Below are 17,250 nucleotides of genomic sequence, written 5' to 3' on the forward strand. Positions count from 1 at the left end.
TCGCTATTTCGCAGCGTTAATATACGCATCGCGTACATAACCTAGGTGCCGACATGTCGATCTCCCAGCAAGCTTTCCTTCGCGACGCGATGCGCCGCATGAATCTGACGCGTGACGTTTTCGCCTCGCGGATCGGCGTCAAGCGACGCGCACTGGATACGTGGCTGTTGCCGGAGGGATCGCAGGAGTATCGTGCCATGCCGGAAGTCGTGGAGCGCTTCGTCTCCGAGATTACGCAAAACACGGCATTGCTGGAAAAGTATACGCAGTCGGGCCAATCCGGAGCGTTGCGTGATCGCATCTCGGTCGAGGGCCGGCCACAGCTTCTGTCTGTGGATCAGTTCACGCGCGAAGCCGCTGAAGATCTGTTCCGCATCGCAGACATGATGCAGCCCATCGCGCGCCGTCAGAAAGTTTCGCGGGTGCTCGAGGGCGCCGTGCTGGGCAATTTATTCTTCGAAGCCAGCACGCGGACTCGGGTGAGTTTTGGCGCCGCATTCTGCCGCCTGGGTGGCTCCGTATGCGACACCACCGGATTCACGTTCTCGTCGATGGCCAAGGGCGAGTCGATCTACGACACGAGCCGCGTATTGAGCGGTTATGTGGATGCCATGGTGATCCGGCATCCCGAACAAGGCTCGGTCGCCGAGTTTGCGCGCGCCACGAATATCCCTGTGGTCAACGGCGGCGACGGCCCCGGCGAGCACCCCAGCCAGGCGCTGCTCGATCTGTACACCATCCTGACCGAGTTTTCGCGTCTTGGAAAGCTGCTCGATGGGGCGCACATTGCGATGGTTGGCGATCTGAAGTACGGCCGTACCGTGCATTCGTTGATCAAGCTGATGGCAGCGTACCGCGGCATCAAATTCACGCTGATCTCGCCGAAAGGCCTGGAGATGCCCAGCTACATCATCGAGCAGGCCAGTCGCAACGACAACGTGATCGTATCGACGAATTCGATGAGCGAAGGCTTGCGCGGCGCCGATGTGATTTACGCTACCCGTGTACAGAAAGAGCGCTTCGCCAATGAAGAACAGGAAGGGTACACGCCCGATTTTCAAATCAATCGCGCCATGATCGATGCACATTGCGGCCCGGACACGATCGTCATGCATCCGTTGCCACGCGATAGCCGTCCCGATGCCAACGACCTGAGCATTGACCTCAACCACGACCCCCGCCTGGCCATTTTCCGGCAAACCGACAACGGTATTCCCATTCGCATGGCGATTTTCGCGGTACTGTTGGGCGTGGAGAGCCTGGTGCAGCATTCAATGCGGGATGTCACCTGGCAGCATCCATCGCATGTGGGGCCGGACGACTCGTCCTTCCACGGTCTGGACTAATTGCCGTCAGGGGGGCGGATGATTATCGAGAACTTCGACTACGAAGCACATTTGGAGCGCTGTGCGCGCCGCGACGAGCCGGCATTCGATGCCCTCTACAACTGCGAATCGTCGCGCATGTTGGGCCTGGCTGCCAAGATGCTGGGCCGGCGTGACGAGGCCGAAGAAATTCTGCACGATGCGTTCGTGCAGATCTGGGATAACGCGGATCGCTTCGACCGCACGCTCGGCAGCGGACGCGCCTGGATGTACAGCATCTTGCGCTATCGCGTGCTGAGCCGCCTGCGACGCCGCGACGAGATCGTCGTCGACGACGAGGTGATTCACGCGGTGGCTGATGACGCTCCCGGGCCCGAGGGCCTTGCCACCGAGGCGCAGGGTGTGCATCGCCTGGATCGGTGTCTCGATTATCTCGAGGACGACCGCCGCGGTCCCATCATGCTCGCCTATTACCAAGGTTTGTCGCACGGACAGATCGCGCAAAAACTTGCAACGCCCCTGGGTACGATCAAGAGCCGTATCCGTGCCGGGCTGCGCGCGCTGCAGGAGTGCCTGTCAGCATGATTCCAGAAAACACTTTCGAACGCCGCGCATTGATCGGCGAATATGTTTTGGGTTTGCTCGAGGGCCCGGATGCGCAGGAGGTCGAGACGTTGATCGCACGCGATCGCGTAGCGGCCGAGATGGCATTGCAGTGGGAAGACGATCTGCTCGCGCTGGCCGCCCGTGTGCCGGCGCTTGCACCGTCGGCTTCCGTATGGACGCGGATTCAGGCATCGGTCGCACAGCGCGCCGCGTCTGCTGGTGCCGGATCGGCCGGCGCGCAAGCGGCAACCGATGCCGCACCGGATGCCGCCGCGCCGCAAACCTCCTCGACGTCACATCCGGCTGCGCCGCGATCGGCGCCAGCCTCGACCCGCAAGCCTGCCTCGTGGGGCAGCCGTCTTTGGGACAGCGTGCCAACCTGGCGTTGGGTCAGCGCCGGATTCGCTGCGGCCGCCATCATGTTGGCCATCTTCCCGAATCGCGAGGCACCTGTGCCGCCGCAGGTGGCTGTGCTGCAGGCGCCAGGCGAAGCCGCCAAACCGGGTTGGGTACTGACGGTGATGGGCTCGGGCGACGTCCGCATCGATCCGCTTGTGGGCCTGGACGCGCCGTCGGATCGCGCCGTTCAGCTCTGGACGTTGGCGCCAGGTGAAACGCGTCCGCGCTCGTTGGGACTCGTGGCTGGCAGCAATACGATCAACGTGGCGGCTGCCGCCGTCGGCAAGATCCAGCCAGGGCAATTGTTCGAGATGACGCTCGAGCCGCAAGGCGGATCGCCAACCGGTAGACCAACGGGACCCGTGCTGTTCATCGGTCGCGTGGTGGCCGCAGCTGCCGCAATGGCGCCGCAACCGACGCGGTAGTCAACGCTCGGCATGTGAGCGACACGACCCCTTGTGCGCAAGGGGTCGTGTGCTTTCAGGCACCTGGATTAGTCCCGTTTGAAACAATGTGTAAGTTGCGACATCCAGTCGGCGGGTTGGCGCGTTAACAGGGAACGGAGGGACATTGGCGCGGGCCGATGTCGACACCGCAACCTAAACGTCATCCACCTGGAAGGGATATCACATGAAATTCACAATGATTGCCGCGGGTTTGATCGCTTCGTTCTCCATGGCCGGCGCCGCACAAGCCGCCGATCTGTGGGCGCTGTCCAGCAGCAACAAGCTGGCGAAAATTGACACCGTCGCAAAGAAAGTGACGGGTACCTGGGATATCAAGAACATCAAGACGCCGTTGCGTGGCATCGACGTGCGCCCGTCCAATGGCAAGCTGTATGCCGTTGGCGACGACAATGTCCTCTACACGATCGATCCGTCGACCGCGACGGCCACTGCCGGTGCGAAGCTCAATCAGGCACTGCCCGGCAAGGGCTCGGCCGTGGTTGATTTCAACCCTGTCGCCGATCGCCTGCGTTTGATCGCGTCCGATGGCACCAACTTCCGCGTCAACGTCGATACGGGCGAAGTGGTGCTGGACAAGCCGTTGAACTATGCGGCTGACGGCGCCTACGCCGGCAAGACGCCCAAGGTCGTGGCGGGCGCATACACCAATTCGTTTGCGGGCACCAAGGCCACGCAACTGTTCGATCTGGACGCTGCGACGGGTCAATTGCTGCTGCAAGCGCCGCCTAACGACGGCACCTTGGTTGCGAAGGGCGAGATCGTCAAGAAGTTGTCGAAGCCGGCCTTCGACATCGTCTCCGACGGCAAGGGCGGCAACCAGGCTTACCTGTTGCTGGACGGCGCATTGCACACGGTCGATCTGGAAACGGGCAAGCCCACGATGGTCGGCAAGATCAGCGGTCTGCCCAAGGGCGTGATCGATCTGGCTGCTCCGGGCGCGATGTAATCCCGACAAGCCGGCCGGCACGCCCGCCATTGGCGCTTTGCTGACGATGGCAGGGCGGCTGGCAACCGGCATGACACGGCCCTCCAGATGCATGAGCGTCTGGAGGGCCGGTTTATTTGCGGTGCTGACACCAATCAGGGCTTAAGGGCTGGTTTTTTCGCCACCCAAGGCTTCGACCAGGTCGGCAATCAACTTGGCCAATTCGCCCGCCATCAAGGTCATGTCGGAGTCGAACTGCTCATCGTCGTTTTGCGACATGGCATCGTTGTTTTCCTTGATGACGTCCAGCGGGGCGACCCGCTTGATGTCGAGCGACTCGGTCAGCACGAACGAGATGCGGTCGGCCCACGTCAGGGCCAGGCGGGTGCACTGCTTGCCTGACGAGATATGGCGACGCACGTCGTCGGGATCGATCGAGTGCTTCACGTAACGGATCGCCGCACCGCTTTCGCCCGAGGCGCGCAGCTCGGTGTCCTGATCGATGCTGAAGTTCGACGGCGCTTCGTCTTCGGCCAGCCAACCCGTCATGGCCGCCGCAGGCGACTGTGTGACGTACAGGCTTTCGACGGGGAAGGGGTCGATGGATTTGGCAAGCAACCCCAACACCTCATCCGCCTTGGCGGACGCTGCGGCGTCAATGGCCAACCAACGGTGTTCGGGATCGATCCACACTCGCGTATCACGATAGACACTGAAGGCTTTCGGCAACAGCTCGTCAGTGACCTGCTCCTTGATTTCCTTCATCTGCTTGCGGCCGGGCTTGTAGCCTTGCTGCTCTTCGGCTTCCTGCGCGCGTGCTTTCGCGAACTGATTGATGACCGTGCTTGGCAGGAGTTTCTTTTCGGCGCGCAGTGCAATCAGCATCTGCTTACCGACGACATGCACCAATCCACCGTTTTCACGCGGCGGCAGCCAGCCGAGACTTTGCATCTCGGACGTGTTTCCAGGCTTAAAGGCGTATTTGGAGAGGGCTTCTTCGACCTGCTCCGGGCTCAAGGCCCAAGTGGGCGAGAGGCGATACAGCTTGAGATTTTTGAACCACATGGGCGATCGGCAAAAGGGTCGATTCTAATACAGGTCGCGACTTCGGTAAGGGCTCATTCGTGCGTCACCTTCTGTCACTGACAGGTTGGAGCGCCTACGGTATCGTCCGGCGCACCTCATTCACCTGTAGAGAGAATTCATGAAAGCCACCACCGTCATCGGCGCACTGTTGATCGTCCTGGGCGCTGCGGCGCTCGTCTACAAAGGGTTCAACTACACCTCGGAAGAAACCGTGCTGCAGGTCGGCTCGGTGAAAGCGACTGCCGAAACCGAGAAATCGGTGCCGATTCCCAACTGGGCCGGCATTGCGGCGATCGTGGCCGGCGTGCTCGTCCTGTTTGCGGGCAAGCGCCGTTAAGCGGATCGCGGCAGCGATCGCTTGAGAAACCGGGCCGAACTGGCCCGGTTTTTTTTCGTCCCGTTTGCCCTCATTGCGCGATCGGTCAGTCCCGCAGGCCGTTGAAGCAGGTGGTGATCAGGTGCTCGACGATCTCCTCGTCGGTGAATGCGCCGCCCATCCGGAGAAAGTCCGCCACCGGATCGCAAGACCGCGCATAGATGGTGTAGAGGATCACCTCGCCGGGGAGCTTCGCAGACAGGCTGCCGTTGTCCTGCGCCGCCAGAATCCACTCGCCTAGCTGCTCAGTCACGGCAGAGAGCTTTTCGGTATAGGGTTCATGGACCACCAGCGCATGTTGAATGCTGGAGCGCGTGGAGGGCAGAAGGGGCATTTCCTGCCGCAAATGGGTGGTCACCGCCCAGCGCACGACAGCCTTCAGCTTGTCGATCGGCGGCAGCGTCTCTGGCTGACGCTGCATATGCGCCAGTGTGTCTTCCAGCAGGCGCGTCATCGACGACGCGGCCAACGCATCCTTCGATTCGAAGTGCTTGTACAGGCTGGCTTTCGCAATGCCCACCTCGGCGGCAACCTCATCCATCGTCATCAGGTCGTAGCCCTTGGTGGCGAGCAACCGATTGACGGCATCCAGAATCGCATCTTCGCGCAGCTTGAGTTGCTGCTGTTTGAGGGTGAGTTTTTTTATTGGGGCTTGGGGCATAGGTGGTTGAAGGCGTCGTGTACGGCGCGCATGCCGCATTACGGTTCGGGTAAATACTAGTCGGAAGAAATATGAACTGACTAGTCACAAAATAGACTTGATGGTCTAATAGGAACTACTGAGTTCAGATTTTAGACCTTCTGGTAGCCGATTATGCACATATCTTCAGGCGGTGACGAGCAAAACACGCAGGCGGCAGGCGGCGTGGCCAGCATGGCGGCGTTGACCGGGATCGCAGGCCCATGGCGTGAAGTGGGTCAGGGCGTGCTGACCTGGAGCGTGTTTCGTATGTACGAAGCCCGTCTCTTGGCTGTCGGCGATGATTTCTACCCTGGCGGCACGTTTGCGCTCGAATTGACGTACTTGCGCAATCTGCCCGCGGACCAGATCGTGGCGGCCTCGGCGCTTGAAATGGAACGGCTGGCGTCACCCGACGCCGAGATGCTTGCCGATTGGAGCGATGTGCTGCAAAGCGTGCTGCCCGACGTCAAGAAGGGTGATCGTCTTCTGGGCGTTTTCATAGCGGGCTTTGGCGTACGATTTTTCAATAACGATGTGTTGTGCGGCGAATTACCGTCCGATGCCTTCGCGCGCGCCTTCGCTTCGATCTGGCTGTCTCCCGAAACGCGTAGCCCATCGTTGCGCGCGGCGCTTCTGGGCAGCTCGACACAAGCGGCGCACTGATCATGGCAATGATCTCCTCTCGCGTGGCGCCCGGATCGCGCGTGGCCGTGGTGGGTTCCGGCATTGCCGGGCTCTCGGCGGCTTGGCTGCTGAACAGCCGTTATCGGGTCACGCTGTTCGAGGCCGGAAATTATCTTGGCGGTCACACCAATACGGTCGATGCCGAAGTGGATGGGTTGCGGCATCCGGTCGATACCGGCTTTCTCGTTCACAACGATGTCACCTATCCCAATCTGATTGCGCTGTTCAAGACGTTGGGCGTAGCCACCCACGAAAGCGATATGTCTTTCGGCGTGTCGGTGCGCGAGCCCGATATCGAGTGGGCCGGTACGAATATCAAAACGGTGTTTGCCCAGCCCCGCAATATGGTGCGGCCGGCGTTTCTCGGCATGCTGCGCGATATTGCGCGGCTCAACCGGGAAGCCGCCTCCTACGTGGCGACGATCGAAAGCACCGTCACGCTGCGCGAACTGCTCGACAATCAAGGCTACGGTCGCGCGATGCGCGATTGGTATCTTCTGCCGATGGCGGCGGCCATCTGGTCGACATCGATCAAGGACATTCTCGAATTTCCAGCGCGCACCTTCCTGGTCTTTTGCCTGAATCACCATTTGCTGCAGATTGAAGGCCGTCCGAAGTGGCGCACCGTGGCGGGCGGTGCACGCAGCTACGTGCAAGCGATGACCGCCGAGTTGCCCGATATTCGATTGAATTGTCCGGTGCAGGCCGTAAGACGTGACATCGACGGCGTGCGCGTGCACACCGCCGACGGCCCGCTGCACTGCGATGCCGTCGTCTTGGCCTGCCATGCGCCAACCTCATTGGCGATGCTGGATGCATCGCCTGCCGAACGCGCGGTGCTGGGGGCCTTTCGCTATCAGCCCAATCGCGCGGTGCTGCACACCGACATCACCCAACTGCCACGTCGTCGATCAACGTGGTCGGCGTGGAACTATCTGGCAGAAGGCGGACACACGCCCGAGGCCAGCGGGCCCGTCGCGGTGAGTTATCTGCTCAATATGCTGCAACCGTTGCCGTTCAAACGGCCGGTGATCGTGACGCTCAATCCCACACGCGAGCCCGCGGCCGAAACCGTTTTGCGCACCTTCGACTATGAGCATCCCGTTTTCGACGTGGCGGCCATCCAGGCACAGAGCCGCGTGGCCGACATACAGGGTCGGGACGGTGTCTATTTTTGCGGGGCGTGGACGCGCTACGGTTTTCACGAAGATGGCTTGATGTCCGGCATGGACGTCGCCAGCCGCTTGGGTGTGAAGGCGCCCTGGAAGGAGGCGGTATGTCAGCCGGCCTGATCCAGTGGTGCGCAGGGCGCGTGATGCATGCGCGGTCGCGGCCCGTCGAGAATCGTTTCGACTACCCGATTTTTTGTGTACGGGTGCGCGTGGATCGGATGCACGACGTCGCTCGTGCGACGTCGTGGCTCTTCGGCGTGAATCGCCGCCGCGCGGTCTCGTTTCAGGCGTGCGACCACGGCGGGCGTGATGGCGGCGATTTGATGGCGTGGTTGCGTGCGCGGCTGGCGCAGGCAGGCGTGCAGATGGAGATCGGCGCCGTGTGGTTGCAGGCTTTTCCCCGCGTACTGGGTTACGTCTTCAATCCAGTCAGTTTCTGGTATGTGCACGATACGCAAGGGCAATTGAAAGTGCTGCTGGCCGACGTCAACAATACGTTCGGCGAGCGCCATCAGTATGTGCTGCAAGCGGCTGAGGGCGCTGCCATCGGCGCGGGCACGCCGCTCGACTGCCGCAAGGTCTTTCACGTGTCGCCCTTTTGCGAAACGCATGGCCGCTATCGCTTTGCCCTTTCTGAGACCGGCGATGTGCATCGTGTGGCGATCGACTATTTCGACGACGATGCGCATAGTCGGCCGCTTCTCAAGACGGCGGTGTGGTGCCGGGGTGCGGCGCTCACGAATGCGCGGGTGATGGCTGCGCTGCTGCGTGCGCCTTTTCAAACGTTTGGCGTCATGGCCCGGATTCATTGGCAGGCGCTCAAGTTGTGGCTGCGCCGCGTGCGCTACGTGCCCAAGCCACGTCCTCCTGAAAACGATGTGTCTCACAATATTGAGGTCAACCATGAGATCCAATGACGTCTCCGCCGACATGGGGGCGCAAAAGATGCCCTTGGGCGCTCGTCTGTTTTTGCGGCTGTTGCAACGCATTTCGGTCGGCGCCTTGAGCCTCACCGATCCGGCGGGTGAGGTGACGGTGTTCGGCCATGCTGCGCACGGATTGCATGCACAGTTGACCATCCGCGACTGGCGTGCGGCGAATGCCATTTTGCGCCGCGGCGATATCGGTTTTGCCGACAGTCTCAAGGCCGGATGGGCCGATTCGCAAGACATGGTGGCGCTGTTCACGCTGGCGCTGCGTAATGAAGCTGCGGTCGATCAGGCGGTACAAGGGCGCTGGTGGGCATTGGTGGTGCAGCGACTGCGCCATCTGATTCTGCGCGACAACAGCCGTCGCGGCAGCCGCCGTAATATCCTCAGCCATTACGATCTGGGCAACGCCTTTTACTCGCAGTGGCTCGATGCCGGAATGACGTACTCGTCGGCGCTCTTCGACGGCAATGACGCCTTGAGCCTGGCCGAAGCGCAAGACGCGAAGTACGACCGCATTCTCGACGAGCTTGATGCGAAGCCTGGGCAAACGGTGCTTGAAATCGGTTGCGGCTGGGGCGGGTTCGCCGAGCGCGCCGCGCTGCGTGGCATCAATGTGCACGGCATTACGTTATCCGATGCGCAACTGGCCTGGGCGCGCGATCGCGTGGCACGTCAAAACCTGAACGACCGCGTCACACTGGAAATTCGCGACTATCGCGATCTGCCCAATGCAGGGTTCGATCATATTGTGTCGATCGAGATGGTCGAGGCCGTTGGCGAGCGCCGCTGGCCACTCTACTTCGAAACATTGGCGCGGTGCCTGAAGCCTGGCGGTCGTATCGTCGTGCAGTCGATCGATATCGATAATGCCCGCTTCGATGCTTATCGGCGAGGCACCGACTTTATTCAGCAATATGTATTTCCCGGCGGAATGCTGCCGTCGCCCGCGGTATTCGAGGCGCAGGTGGCGGCCACCTCGCTCAAGGTGCTGAACGTCAAAGCCTTCGGTCTGGACTATGCCGAGACGCTGAAACGATGGCGCGTACTGTTCGAAGCGCGCGTGCCGACGATCATGGCGCAGGGATTCGACGATGCGTTCATTCGCATCTGGCGTATGTATCTGGCTTACTGCGAGGCGGGCTTCCGCGAAGCCCGCACGGATGTGCGCCAATGGACGCTCGGCTGATGAACCCCCGTCGCGTCCTCGTTGCGGTGGCCGCGCTTGCGGTGTCGCTTGTTGCTGGCCCGTCGGTGCTGATGCGCGATGCAGTAGCGGCGCCGGTGATGCATGCCGCTTCGGTACCCCTGCCGACGCTGACCGCAGCCACAGCTGCTCCCGCCGCGACGAACGCGCCGGCGGTTGCAGGCTGGCAAGCCGACGTGCCCAATGCGCGTCGTCTGGGGCAGGGCAAGATGACGTGGTTCGGCATGCGGTTGTACGACGCCGCCCTGTGGAGCGCCGCGCCTGCATTCGATCCCAAGGTGCCGTATGCCTTGGTGCTCACTTATGCACGCGATATCGAACGTGCACGGTTGGTGTCGAGTACTGTGGATGAACTCAAACGGCAAGGTGCCGATCAAGCCAGCCTGGATATTTGGACGCCGTATCTCGATCGCGCGTTCGTGGACGTCCGCGAGGGCGACACGATGACCGGTGTGTCTTTGCCGGGACGCGGCGTGCGGTTTTACGCCAACGGTCGCCTCACGGCGTCGATCGACGATCCTCGCTTTGCGGAGCGTTTCTTTGCGATCTGGCTGGCACGCGATACGCGTGAACCCGACCTGCGCCGATCGTTGATGGGTGGTGCACCGTGAAAGCCCGATCGCTGAGTGCCTATGCAGGTCTCGGCGCACCTCTGGCGATGGCGGCGCTGCCGGTGTACGTCATCGCGCCGAAGTTCTATGGTGATTTTCCCGGCGTCAGCCTATTCACCCTGGGACTGGTGTTGCTTCTTGCTCGGGTGGTCGATACCGTCCAGGACCCTTTCATCGGTCGTTGGGTCGATCGTCTACAGCGGAAGACGTATGCCTGGGCGCGCCTGCTGGTGCTGGGAAGCGTACTGCTGGTCGCCGGTATGTTTGCGGTGTTTGCGCCGCCGGTGCGCACGTCCCCCGGGGTTTATGTCTGGATCGCATTGGCGTTCATCGTGGTCTACACCGCGCATAGCCTCGTCAATATCTGCTACTTGGCGTGGGGGGTGCGACTCACCGATGCGCCCGACCTGCGTGCCCGCGTCTCGGCCTGGCGAGAGGGGGCGGGGCTTGCGGGTGTGGTGCTCGCGTCGGTGGCGCCAATTGCGCTGGCAGGGCGCTTCGGCGAGGCCAATGGTTATCTCATCTACTGTGCGGTCTTTGCACTGCTGCTTGCCGCCGCGCTCATCGCCCTGCTCAAGGCCGCGCCCACACCGGTCATTCCTGCGCACAGCGAGCCTTTGCCCTGGCGGCAGGCATGGGCTGTACCGGCTTTGCGACGGCTGACATTGTTCTATGGGATCAACTCGCTTGCCGTGTCGATCCCGGCCACGCTGTTTCTCTTTTTCGTCGATGACGTGGTCAATGCTTCCGCGCAGGCCGGTGTGTTTCTGGCGATCTATTTTCTGGGCGGGGCGGCGGCCTTGCCGCTGTGGGTCAAACTTTCGGATCGAATCGGCAAGCGGCCGGCGTGGTTGATCGCGGCCATTCTGGCCTGTTGCGCGTTCGTGTGGGCCGTGCTGATACAGCCAGGCCAAACCATCGCATTCGGCGTGATCTGCTTGCTCTCCGGACTCGCGTTAGGTGCCGATCTCGCGCTGCCGCCAGCCATGCTGGCCGATGCGATTCCTGCCGAGCGCCGCAGCGATACAGGACTCTATCTCGGGATGTGGACGCTGGTGGGCAAACTCGCGCTTGCGCTTGCTGCGGGCGTCGCGTTGCCGGCGCTCGATCTGGCCGGCTACCGGGCTGGAGACGGGGGGGGCGTCAGGGCCCTCGCATGGATTTATGCCGCTTTACCGTGTGCGCTCAAATTGGGCGCGGCATGGGTGCTGTGGCGCGGCAACGCGCCGAATCGAAATCAATCAACCGAACGGGAATCGACATCATGAAAAAATGGCTGGCAGTTCTTGTGCTGGCGGTGCTGGCAGGTTGCGGCAACGTCGACGTCTCGCGCTATGCGGATAAAAATCCGAAGCTCGAGTTGCCCATGTATTTCAGTGGCGTGATGGATGCCTGGGGCATTGTGCAAAAGCGCAGCGGCGAGGTGTCGCGGCGGTTCCATGTGACCGTCACGCCATCGTGGACCGATGCCAATAACGGCACGCTGGACGAGCGCTTCGTCTATGACGACGGCGAGCTGCAGCATCGGGTGTGGACGCTCAAGCGCCAAGGCGACGGCAGTTGGCGCGGTACGGCGGGCGATGTGATCGGCGAAGCCGTCGGCCACACTGCGGGCAATGCGCTGCACTGGACCTACGTGCTGCGGATTCCGGTCGACGACACCACGTACGACATCAATTTCGACGATTGGATGTGGCAGATGGACGAGCAGACGATGATGAATCGCTCGGTGCTGACGAAGTTCGGTTTCCATGTGGGCGACGTCACGGTGTTCTTCCGCAAACGCGACGCGCAGAAGGATCCGTCATGATGTTCGACCTGAACCCTCGGGTGGAAGATTGGCGCGGGCGGCGCGTGTGGATCGTCGGTGCCTCGAGCGGCATCGGCGCGGCCACCGCACAACGCTTGCTGAAAGAGGGCGCACGCGTGGTGCTCTCGGCACGCCGCCCCGAGCAACTGGCCGAGGTTGCGGCAGGGCACGCAAATGCCATCCTTTATCCCATGGATGTGATGGGCGACGACATCTGGCCGCGCGCGATTCAAGAGGTGTCGGACAAGCTGGGCGGGCTGGATCTGGTGATGTTTCTTGCCGGCCGCTACGACGCGCAGCACAGTTGGGAAATCGACGCCGAGGCGGTGCAGAAGAGTTTCGATCTGAACGTGGTCTCGCTGTATCGCGCACTGGCCACACTGGTGCCGGCGCTCTTGAAGCAGGGCTCGGGCGGCATTGCCATCACCGGCAGCATTTCCGGATACACCGGATTGCCCAAGGCCCTGGTTTATGGCGCGACCAAAGCCGCGCTGATCAATCTGGCCGAGTCACTGTATTTCGAACTGGCACCGAAAGGCTTGTCCATCTATCTCATCAATCCGGGTTTTGTCGAGACGCCCATGACGGCGGCCAACGATTTCAAAATGCCGGGGTTGATGAAGCCGCCTGCCGCGGCCGATGCGATTGTCGAAGGCATCAGCCGCGGGCGTTTCGAAATCAGATTTCCGCGTAGTTTCGCAGGCGGGCTGCGGGTGTTGAGCCGCTTGCCGTATCTCCTGCGCTTTTCGATCTTGCATAGGACCACGGGTTTATGAGTGAACGTTTTGAGGCGATCGGACAATGGTTCGAGGCGCTGACCGATGAGACGCTGCCGACGATCGGCACGGTGTACGCAGTGGATGCTGCGTTCAAGGATCAATTCAACGATGTGATCGGCCTTGAACGGATTCGGCAGGTGTATCAGCACATGTTCGATAACCTCGACCATCCGAAATTCATCGTCGACAGTGTGATTGGGCAGGGCGATCAGGGATGCCTGATCTGGCGGCTGTGCTGTGCGTTCAAAGGCCGGCCGATCACGGTGCATGGAAGCACGCATCTGGTGCTCGATCGCGAGGGACTGATCGCCACGCATCGCGATTACTGGGATACGTCCGAGGAGGTATTCGAGCGGATTCCGGTGCTGGGTGGGATCTTGCGGATGCTGAAGCGGCGGATGGCCGGCTGACCCGCCACGGGTCGCGCCTTATTCCTCACGTTCCCACTGGTCCGCTCGTTTCGTCGCTCTCCCGCTGATCCGTTCAGCGAAAAAAAACGGCCCGGCTTATTGAAAGCCGAGCCGGTACGGGAGCACACAATGACGCGCCATTTAAAGCTCGCGGGGAGCGCGCCATCGGTGTTGGTACGGCTACTCCATCGCTCTCGAACAGGGGGATCAATCGTTCGATAGCGGTAAGTGGAGCCACCAACCAAGACTGCAGTCTACTGAGGGACGTCTGACAATGGCCTGAATATTGGCGGCGTGAGACGATTTAAATGTGCCGGCTGCGGCCGCGCCCGCGCTGAGCTGTCTCTGTATGCCGTGAGATTCGATTCTGAAGATACACGATCGCAAAAAAAGAAAGCCCCAGAAGGGGCTTTTTAAGGCCAGACGAGCGCAGCGGTCTCGTCCGGCAGGGGAAGCGTTTGATTAGTCGTCGATGCGATTGTCCTTCGTCTCCTTGACGAACAGTACGCCGATGACGAGGGTCATTACGGCAATGATGATCGGATACCACAAGCCATCGTAGATGTTGCCGGTAGCCGCCACCACGGCGAACGCGACCGGTGGCAGAAAGCCCCCGAACCAGCCATTACCGATGTGATACGGCAGGCTCATCGACGTGTACCGAATACGGGTCGGGAACATTTCAACCAGCATGGCGGCAATCGGTCCGTACACCATCGTCACGTAGAGCACGAGGATGAACAGCATCACGGTCGTCATTACATAGTTGATCTGCGCGGGATCAGCCTTGGCGGGGTAGCCGTGCGAGCGGATGGACGTGGTCAACGATTTTTCGAGCGTCGCCGTGCGCGCCTTGAAATCCGCCGGGGCCAGGCCCGCGCCTTCGAACGACGAGAACGATTCGTTGCCGATCTGCACCGTTGCGACGGTGCCTGCCGGCGCGGCGACGTTCTCGTAGTTCACCGAGTTGCGCGCCATGAACGACTTGAGCACATCGCACGAGCTGGTGAAGGACGAGGTGCCCACCGGGTTGAATTGGAACGAGCACGTCTTCGGATCTGCCGTGACCTTCACTGGAGCGGTCGCTTGCGCGGTCTCAAGGGCCGGATTGGCAAAGTGGGTGATGGCTTTGAAGATCGGGAAGTAGGTGAGTGCCGCGATAAGGCAGCCCGCCATAATGATCGGCTTGCGACCGATCTTGTCCGAAAGAATCCCGAACACTACGAAGAACGGGGTCGCCGCGAGCAACGCCACGGCAATCATGATGTTCGCTACGTTGGCGTCGAGCTTGAGGGTTTGCGTGAGGAAGAAGAGCGAGTAGAACTGACCCGTATACCAGACGACGGCTTGGCCCGCGGTCAGGCCCAGCAACGCCAGGATGACGAGTTTGAGGTTGGGCCATTGGCCGAACGAATCTTTCAGCGGCGACTTCGAACCCTTGCCTTCTTCTTTCATGCGCTTGAAGGTCGGCGATTCCGAAAGTTGCAGGCGAATCCAGACTGAAATACCCAGCAGCACCACCGACAGCAGGAACGGAATGCGCCAGCCCCAGGCGCGGAACGCCTCTTCGCCCAGCGCACTGCGCACGCCGAGAATGATCAGCAACGAGAGAAACAGACCCAACGTGGCCGTTGTTTGAATCCAGCTGGTGTAGAAGCCCCGGCGTCCTTGTGGCGCATGCTCGGCCACATAGGTGGCTGCGCCGCCATACTCGCCGCCCAGCGCCAAACCTTGCGCCAGTCGCAAAACGATCAGAATCGCCGGTGCGGCAATCCCAATCGTTTCATAGCTGGGCAGCACGCCGACCAGGAAGGTCGACGCGCCCATGATGACGATGGTGATGAGGAAGGTGTATTTGCGACCGACCAGATCGCCCAGCCGGCCGAAAACCAGAGCGCCGAAGGGGCGAACGGCAAAGCCCGCCGAGAAGGCGAGCAGGGCGAAGATGAATGCTGCTGTGGGATTGACGCCCGAGAAGAAGTGAACCGCGATGATCGCCGCGAGCGAGCCGTAAAGGTAAAAGTCATACCATTCGAACACCGTGCCCAATGACGACGCGAAAATGACGCGGCGTTCTTCCTTGGTCATGTCACGGTTTGCGGGCTGTGGCGCGCCGGGGCGGGCCATGCTGCTTGCTGTACTCATCTGATTGTCTCCTCGTTTTATGCCACCGGCGATCGAGCGCCGGATCACGCGTTGCGGCTGCTTTGTGAGTGCGGGCCTGCATGCGTAACGACACGTTATGGGCGGTGCCTGACGACACTCTGACGGAGAAGGAAAGATAGCTACAAATTTGTAATCAGACGTTTCAAATCGCGGGCATCCTAGGGTTAGTCCGAGGCGTGATGCTCGCTGTCGTCCCGATCCACGGCACCTTCAGAGGGAAAAACGACGCAGATGCGCGTGCCGGGAATGACCCTGCCATCGTGCGTGTTGTCGGTAATCGACACCGTGGCATGGTGGGTGTAAGCAATTTCCTTGACGATTGCCAGTCCCAGACCGCTGCCGTCTGAACCGGTGCCCAGTACGCGATAAAACCGATCGAACACACGATCGCGATCCTCCGGTGCGATGCCCGACCCCGAATCCTCGACTTCGAGCACAACGCGGTCGCCGCGTTGCATTACCCGAACGGTAATGCGCCCGCCGTGGGGCGTGTAGCGCAAAGCATTGTCGATGAGGTTGTTCAGCAGTTCCGCCAGAAGAATGGGGTTGCCCTTGATGAGCAAAACGTCTTCATCGCCCTCGAAGCCGAGGTCGGTACCCACCGCCAGCGCCTTGGTCGCCCAATCGGTGGTCTGCTCGCAGGCAACGGCATTCAGATCGGTCGATGCGAGACCGATGGTGCTCGGGTTCTCGGCATTCGCCAACAGCAGCAACTGGTTGACCAGGCGGGTGGCACGCTCCGATCCTTTGACGAGTTGGCGCAGGCTGGACTGCATCTCTTCGGGTGAGGCATCGCGCAGCGCCAGCTCGGCTTGCGTGCGCAAGCCGGCCAAAGGGGTTTTCAATTGATGGGCCGCGTCGGCCACGAAACGCCGTTGCGCCGATACCGTGCCCGAGAGCCGTTCCAGCAAATCGTTCATTGCGGCAATGAGGGGGGCGATCTCCGTTGGCGCGGTGTGCTCCTCCATCGGGGAGAGGTCATCGGGCCGCCGTGCCCGCAGACGCTGCTGCAGGGCGTTGAGCGGTGCGATGCCGCGCGAGAGGCCGAACCACACCAGCAGCACGGCGATCGGCAGGACGGCAAACTGCGGAATGATCACCCCTTTGATGATGTCATTTGCCAGCTGGGTCCGCTTTTCGGTGGTTTCGGCCACGACGATCAGGGCGGGCCGGGTGTCGGGCAAGCCCATGTCCACCCAGGTATACGCCAGACGCAGGCCAAAGCCGCGCAGGGCGTCGTTGCGGTAGATCACCTTGCCCGGTCGCGGCGTCATCGACGCCTGCGGCAACGGCAGTTGCCGGTCACCGCCCAGGTACTCGCCGCGGTTGCCCAGCACGAGCCAGAACACGCTTTCGGTTTCATTGGCGCGCAGCACGGCTTGGGCCGAGGGCGTCATCTGTAGCACGGTGCGGTTGTTTTCCACCCGCAGTTGCTGACTCAGCACCGCCAGGTGGTCGCTGAGGGCCTGATCGTAGGGCACGTCGGCAATGTTTTGCGCGACCACATAGGTGATGGCAACGCTCATGGGCCACAGCAGGAACAGCGGCGCCAGCATCCAGTCGAGAATCTCGCCCAATAGCGAGCGTCTTGCCTTGGCATAAGTGGGCCCGCGGGC

Annotated in this window: 18 protein-coding genes; 14 read left to right on the top strand and 4 right to left on the bottom strand. The window is 61.3% G+C overall.

The features are described from left to right. Positions 1-53: 53 nt before the first annotated feature. The 4 genes from EYW45_RS23940 (at position 54) to EYW45_RS23955 (ending at position 3,743) form a co-directional block, all read left to right on the top strand. Entirely contained in the window at positions 54-1,346 is a 1,293-nt protein-coding gene (locus EYW45_RS23940) for an aspartate carbamoyltransferase (RefSeq protein WP_161137927.1), read from the top strand. An 18-nt stretch (positions 1,347-1,364) separates the two neighbouring features. Beyond that, positions 1,365-1,910 (top strand): sigma-70 family RNA polymerase sigma factor, encoded by a 546-nt coding sequence (locus EYW45_RS23945; protein ID WP_161137928.1) that lies wholly within the window; start codon positions 1,365-1,367, stop codon positions 1,908-1,910. Then, positions 1,907-2,755, top strand: coding sequence for an anti-sigma factor (locus EYW45_RS23950; RefSeq protein WP_161137929.1), 849 nt, complete (start codon positions 1,907-1,909; stop codon positions 2,753-2,755). The genes EYW45_RS23945 and EYW45_RS23950 overlap by 4 nt, the downstream gene beginning before the upstream one ends. Positions 2,756-2,960: 205 nt before the next feature. Then, positions 2,961-3,743 (top strand): DUF4394 domain-containing protein, encoded by a 783-nt coding sequence (locus EYW45_RS23955; RefSeq protein WP_161137930.1) that lies wholly within the window; start codon positions 2,961-2,963, stop codon positions 3,741-3,743. 141 nt (positions 3,744-3,884) lie between these two features. Here the strand turns inward: EYW45_RS23955 and EYW45_RS23960 are convergent, their stop codons facing one another. Next, entirely contained in the window at positions 3,885-4,787 is a 903-nt protein-coding gene (locus EYW45_RS23960) for a recombination-associated protein RdgC (RefSeq protein ID WP_161137931.1), read from the bottom strand. 139 nt (positions 4,788-4,926) lie between these two features. Between EYW45_RS23960 and EYW45_RS23965 the strand changes: the two genes are divergently transcribed. Then, positions 4,927-5,145, top strand: coding sequence for a hypothetical protein (locus tag EYW45_RS23965; RefSeq protein ID WP_161137932.1), 219 nt, complete (start codon positions 4,927-4,929; stop codon positions 5,143-5,145). 85 nt (positions 5,146-5,230) lie between these two features. Here EYW45_RS23965 and EYW45_RS23970 read toward each other — a convergent pair whose 3' ends face one another. After that, a complete protein-coding gene (locus tag EYW45_RS23970) occupies positions 5,231-5,845 on the bottom strand; it encodes a TetR/AcrR family transcriptional regulator (RefSeq protein ID WP_202444876.1) in 615 nt (204 codons plus the stop codon). 153 nt (positions 5,846-5,998) lie between these two features. Between EYW45_RS23970 and EYW45_RS23975 the strand changes: the two genes are divergently transcribed. Genes EYW45_RS23975 through EYW45_RS24015 form a run of 9 tightly spaced genes read left to right on the top strand, consistent with a single transcriptional unit; the run spans position 5,999 to position 13,468 of the window. Then, positions 5,999-6,529, top strand: a complete 531-nt coding sequence (locus EYW45_RS23975) for a chalcone isomerase family protein (protein ID WP_161137933.1) — start codon at positions 5,999-6,001, stop codon at positions 6,527-6,529. A gap of 8 nt (positions 6,530-6,537) precedes the next feature. Next, complete coding sequence (locus tag EYW45_RS23980) at positions 6,538-7,842, top strand: NAD(P)/FAD-dependent oxidoreductase (RefSeq protein ID WP_161138067.1); 1,305 nt, start codon at positions 6,538-6,540, stop codon at positions 7,840-7,842. Then, positions 7,827-8,639 (top strand): DUF1365 domain-containing protein, encoded by an 813-nt coding sequence (locus EYW45_RS23985; RefSeq protein ID WP_161137934.1) that lies wholly within the window; start codon positions 7,827-7,829, stop codon positions 8,637-8,639. Before EYW45_RS23980 ends, EYW45_RS23985 begins: the two co-directional genes overlap by 16 nt. Next, a complete protein-coding gene (locus tag EYW45_RS23990) occupies positions 8,626-9,840 on the top strand; it encodes an SAM-dependent methyltransferase (RefSeq protein ID WP_235939196.1) in 1,215 nt (404 codons plus the stop codon). The genes EYW45_RS23985 and EYW45_RS23990 overlap by 14 nt, the downstream gene beginning before the upstream one ends. After that, entirely contained in the window at positions 9,840-10,469 is a 630-nt protein-coding gene (locus EYW45_RS23995) for a chalcone isomerase family protein (RefSeq protein WP_235939197.1), read from the top strand. The genes EYW45_RS23990 and EYW45_RS23995 overlap by 1 nt, the downstream gene beginning before the upstream one ends. Continuing rightward, on the top strand, positions 10,466-11,737 hold the full coding sequence (locus EYW45_RS24000) for an MFS transporter (RefSeq protein WP_161137935.1): 1,272 nt from the start codon (positions 10,466-10,468) through the stop codon (positions 11,735-11,737). Before EYW45_RS23995 ends, EYW45_RS24000 begins: the two co-directional genes overlap by 4 nt. Continuing rightward, positions 11,734-12,279 carry a DUF3833 domain-containing protein gene (locus tag EYW45_RS24005; protein ID WP_161137936.1) on the top strand — a complete coding sequence of 182 codons (546 nt, stop codon included), beginning with the start codon at positions 11,734-11,736 and terminating at the stop codon, positions 12,277-12,279. The genes EYW45_RS24000 and EYW45_RS24005 overlap by 4 nt, the downstream gene beginning before the upstream one ends. Next, positions 12,276-13,055, top strand: coding sequence for an SDR family NAD(P)-dependent oxidoreductase (locus EYW45_RS24010; RefSeq protein ID WP_235939198.1), 780 nt, complete (start codon positions 12,276-12,278; stop codon positions 13,053-13,055). The genes EYW45_RS24005 and EYW45_RS24010 overlap by 4 nt, the downstream gene beginning before the upstream one ends. Next, positions 13,052-13,468 carry a nuclear transport factor 2 family protein gene (locus EYW45_RS24015; RefSeq protein ID WP_161137937.1) on the top strand — a complete coding sequence of 139 codons (417 nt, stop codon included), beginning with the start codon at positions 13,052-13,054 and terminating at the stop codon, positions 13,466-13,468. Before EYW45_RS24010 ends, EYW45_RS24015 begins: the two co-directional genes overlap by 4 nt. A 462-nt stretch (positions 13,469-13,930) precedes the next feature. Here the strand turns inward: EYW45_RS24015 and EYW45_RS24020 are convergent, their stop codons facing one another. Together EYW45_RS24020 and EYW45_RS24025 are read right to left on the bottom strand one after the other, a co-directional pair. Then, positions 13,931-15,556 carry an MFS transporter gene (locus EYW45_RS24020; protein WP_161138071.1) on the bottom strand — a complete coding sequence of 542 codons (1,626 nt, stop codon included), beginning with the start codon at positions 15,554-15,556 and terminating at the stop codon, positions 13,931-13,933. Positions 15,557-15,798: 242 nt separating this feature from the next. After that, the gene (locus tag EYW45_RS24025) at positions 15,799-17,190 is read right to left on the bottom strand and encodes a sensor histidine kinase (protein ID WP_235939255.1); all 1,392 of its coding nucleotides are present in this window, start codon (positions 17,188-17,190) and stop codon (positions 15,799-15,801) included. Between the last annotated feature and the right edge of the window lie 60 nt (positions 17,191-17,250).

This window comes from Schauerella aestuarii, assembly GCF_009866805.1.
In the GTDB taxonomy this organism is placed as follows: Bacteria; Pseudomonadota; Gammaproteobacteria; order Burkholderiales; family Burkholderiaceae_B; genus Schauerella; species Schauerella aestuarii.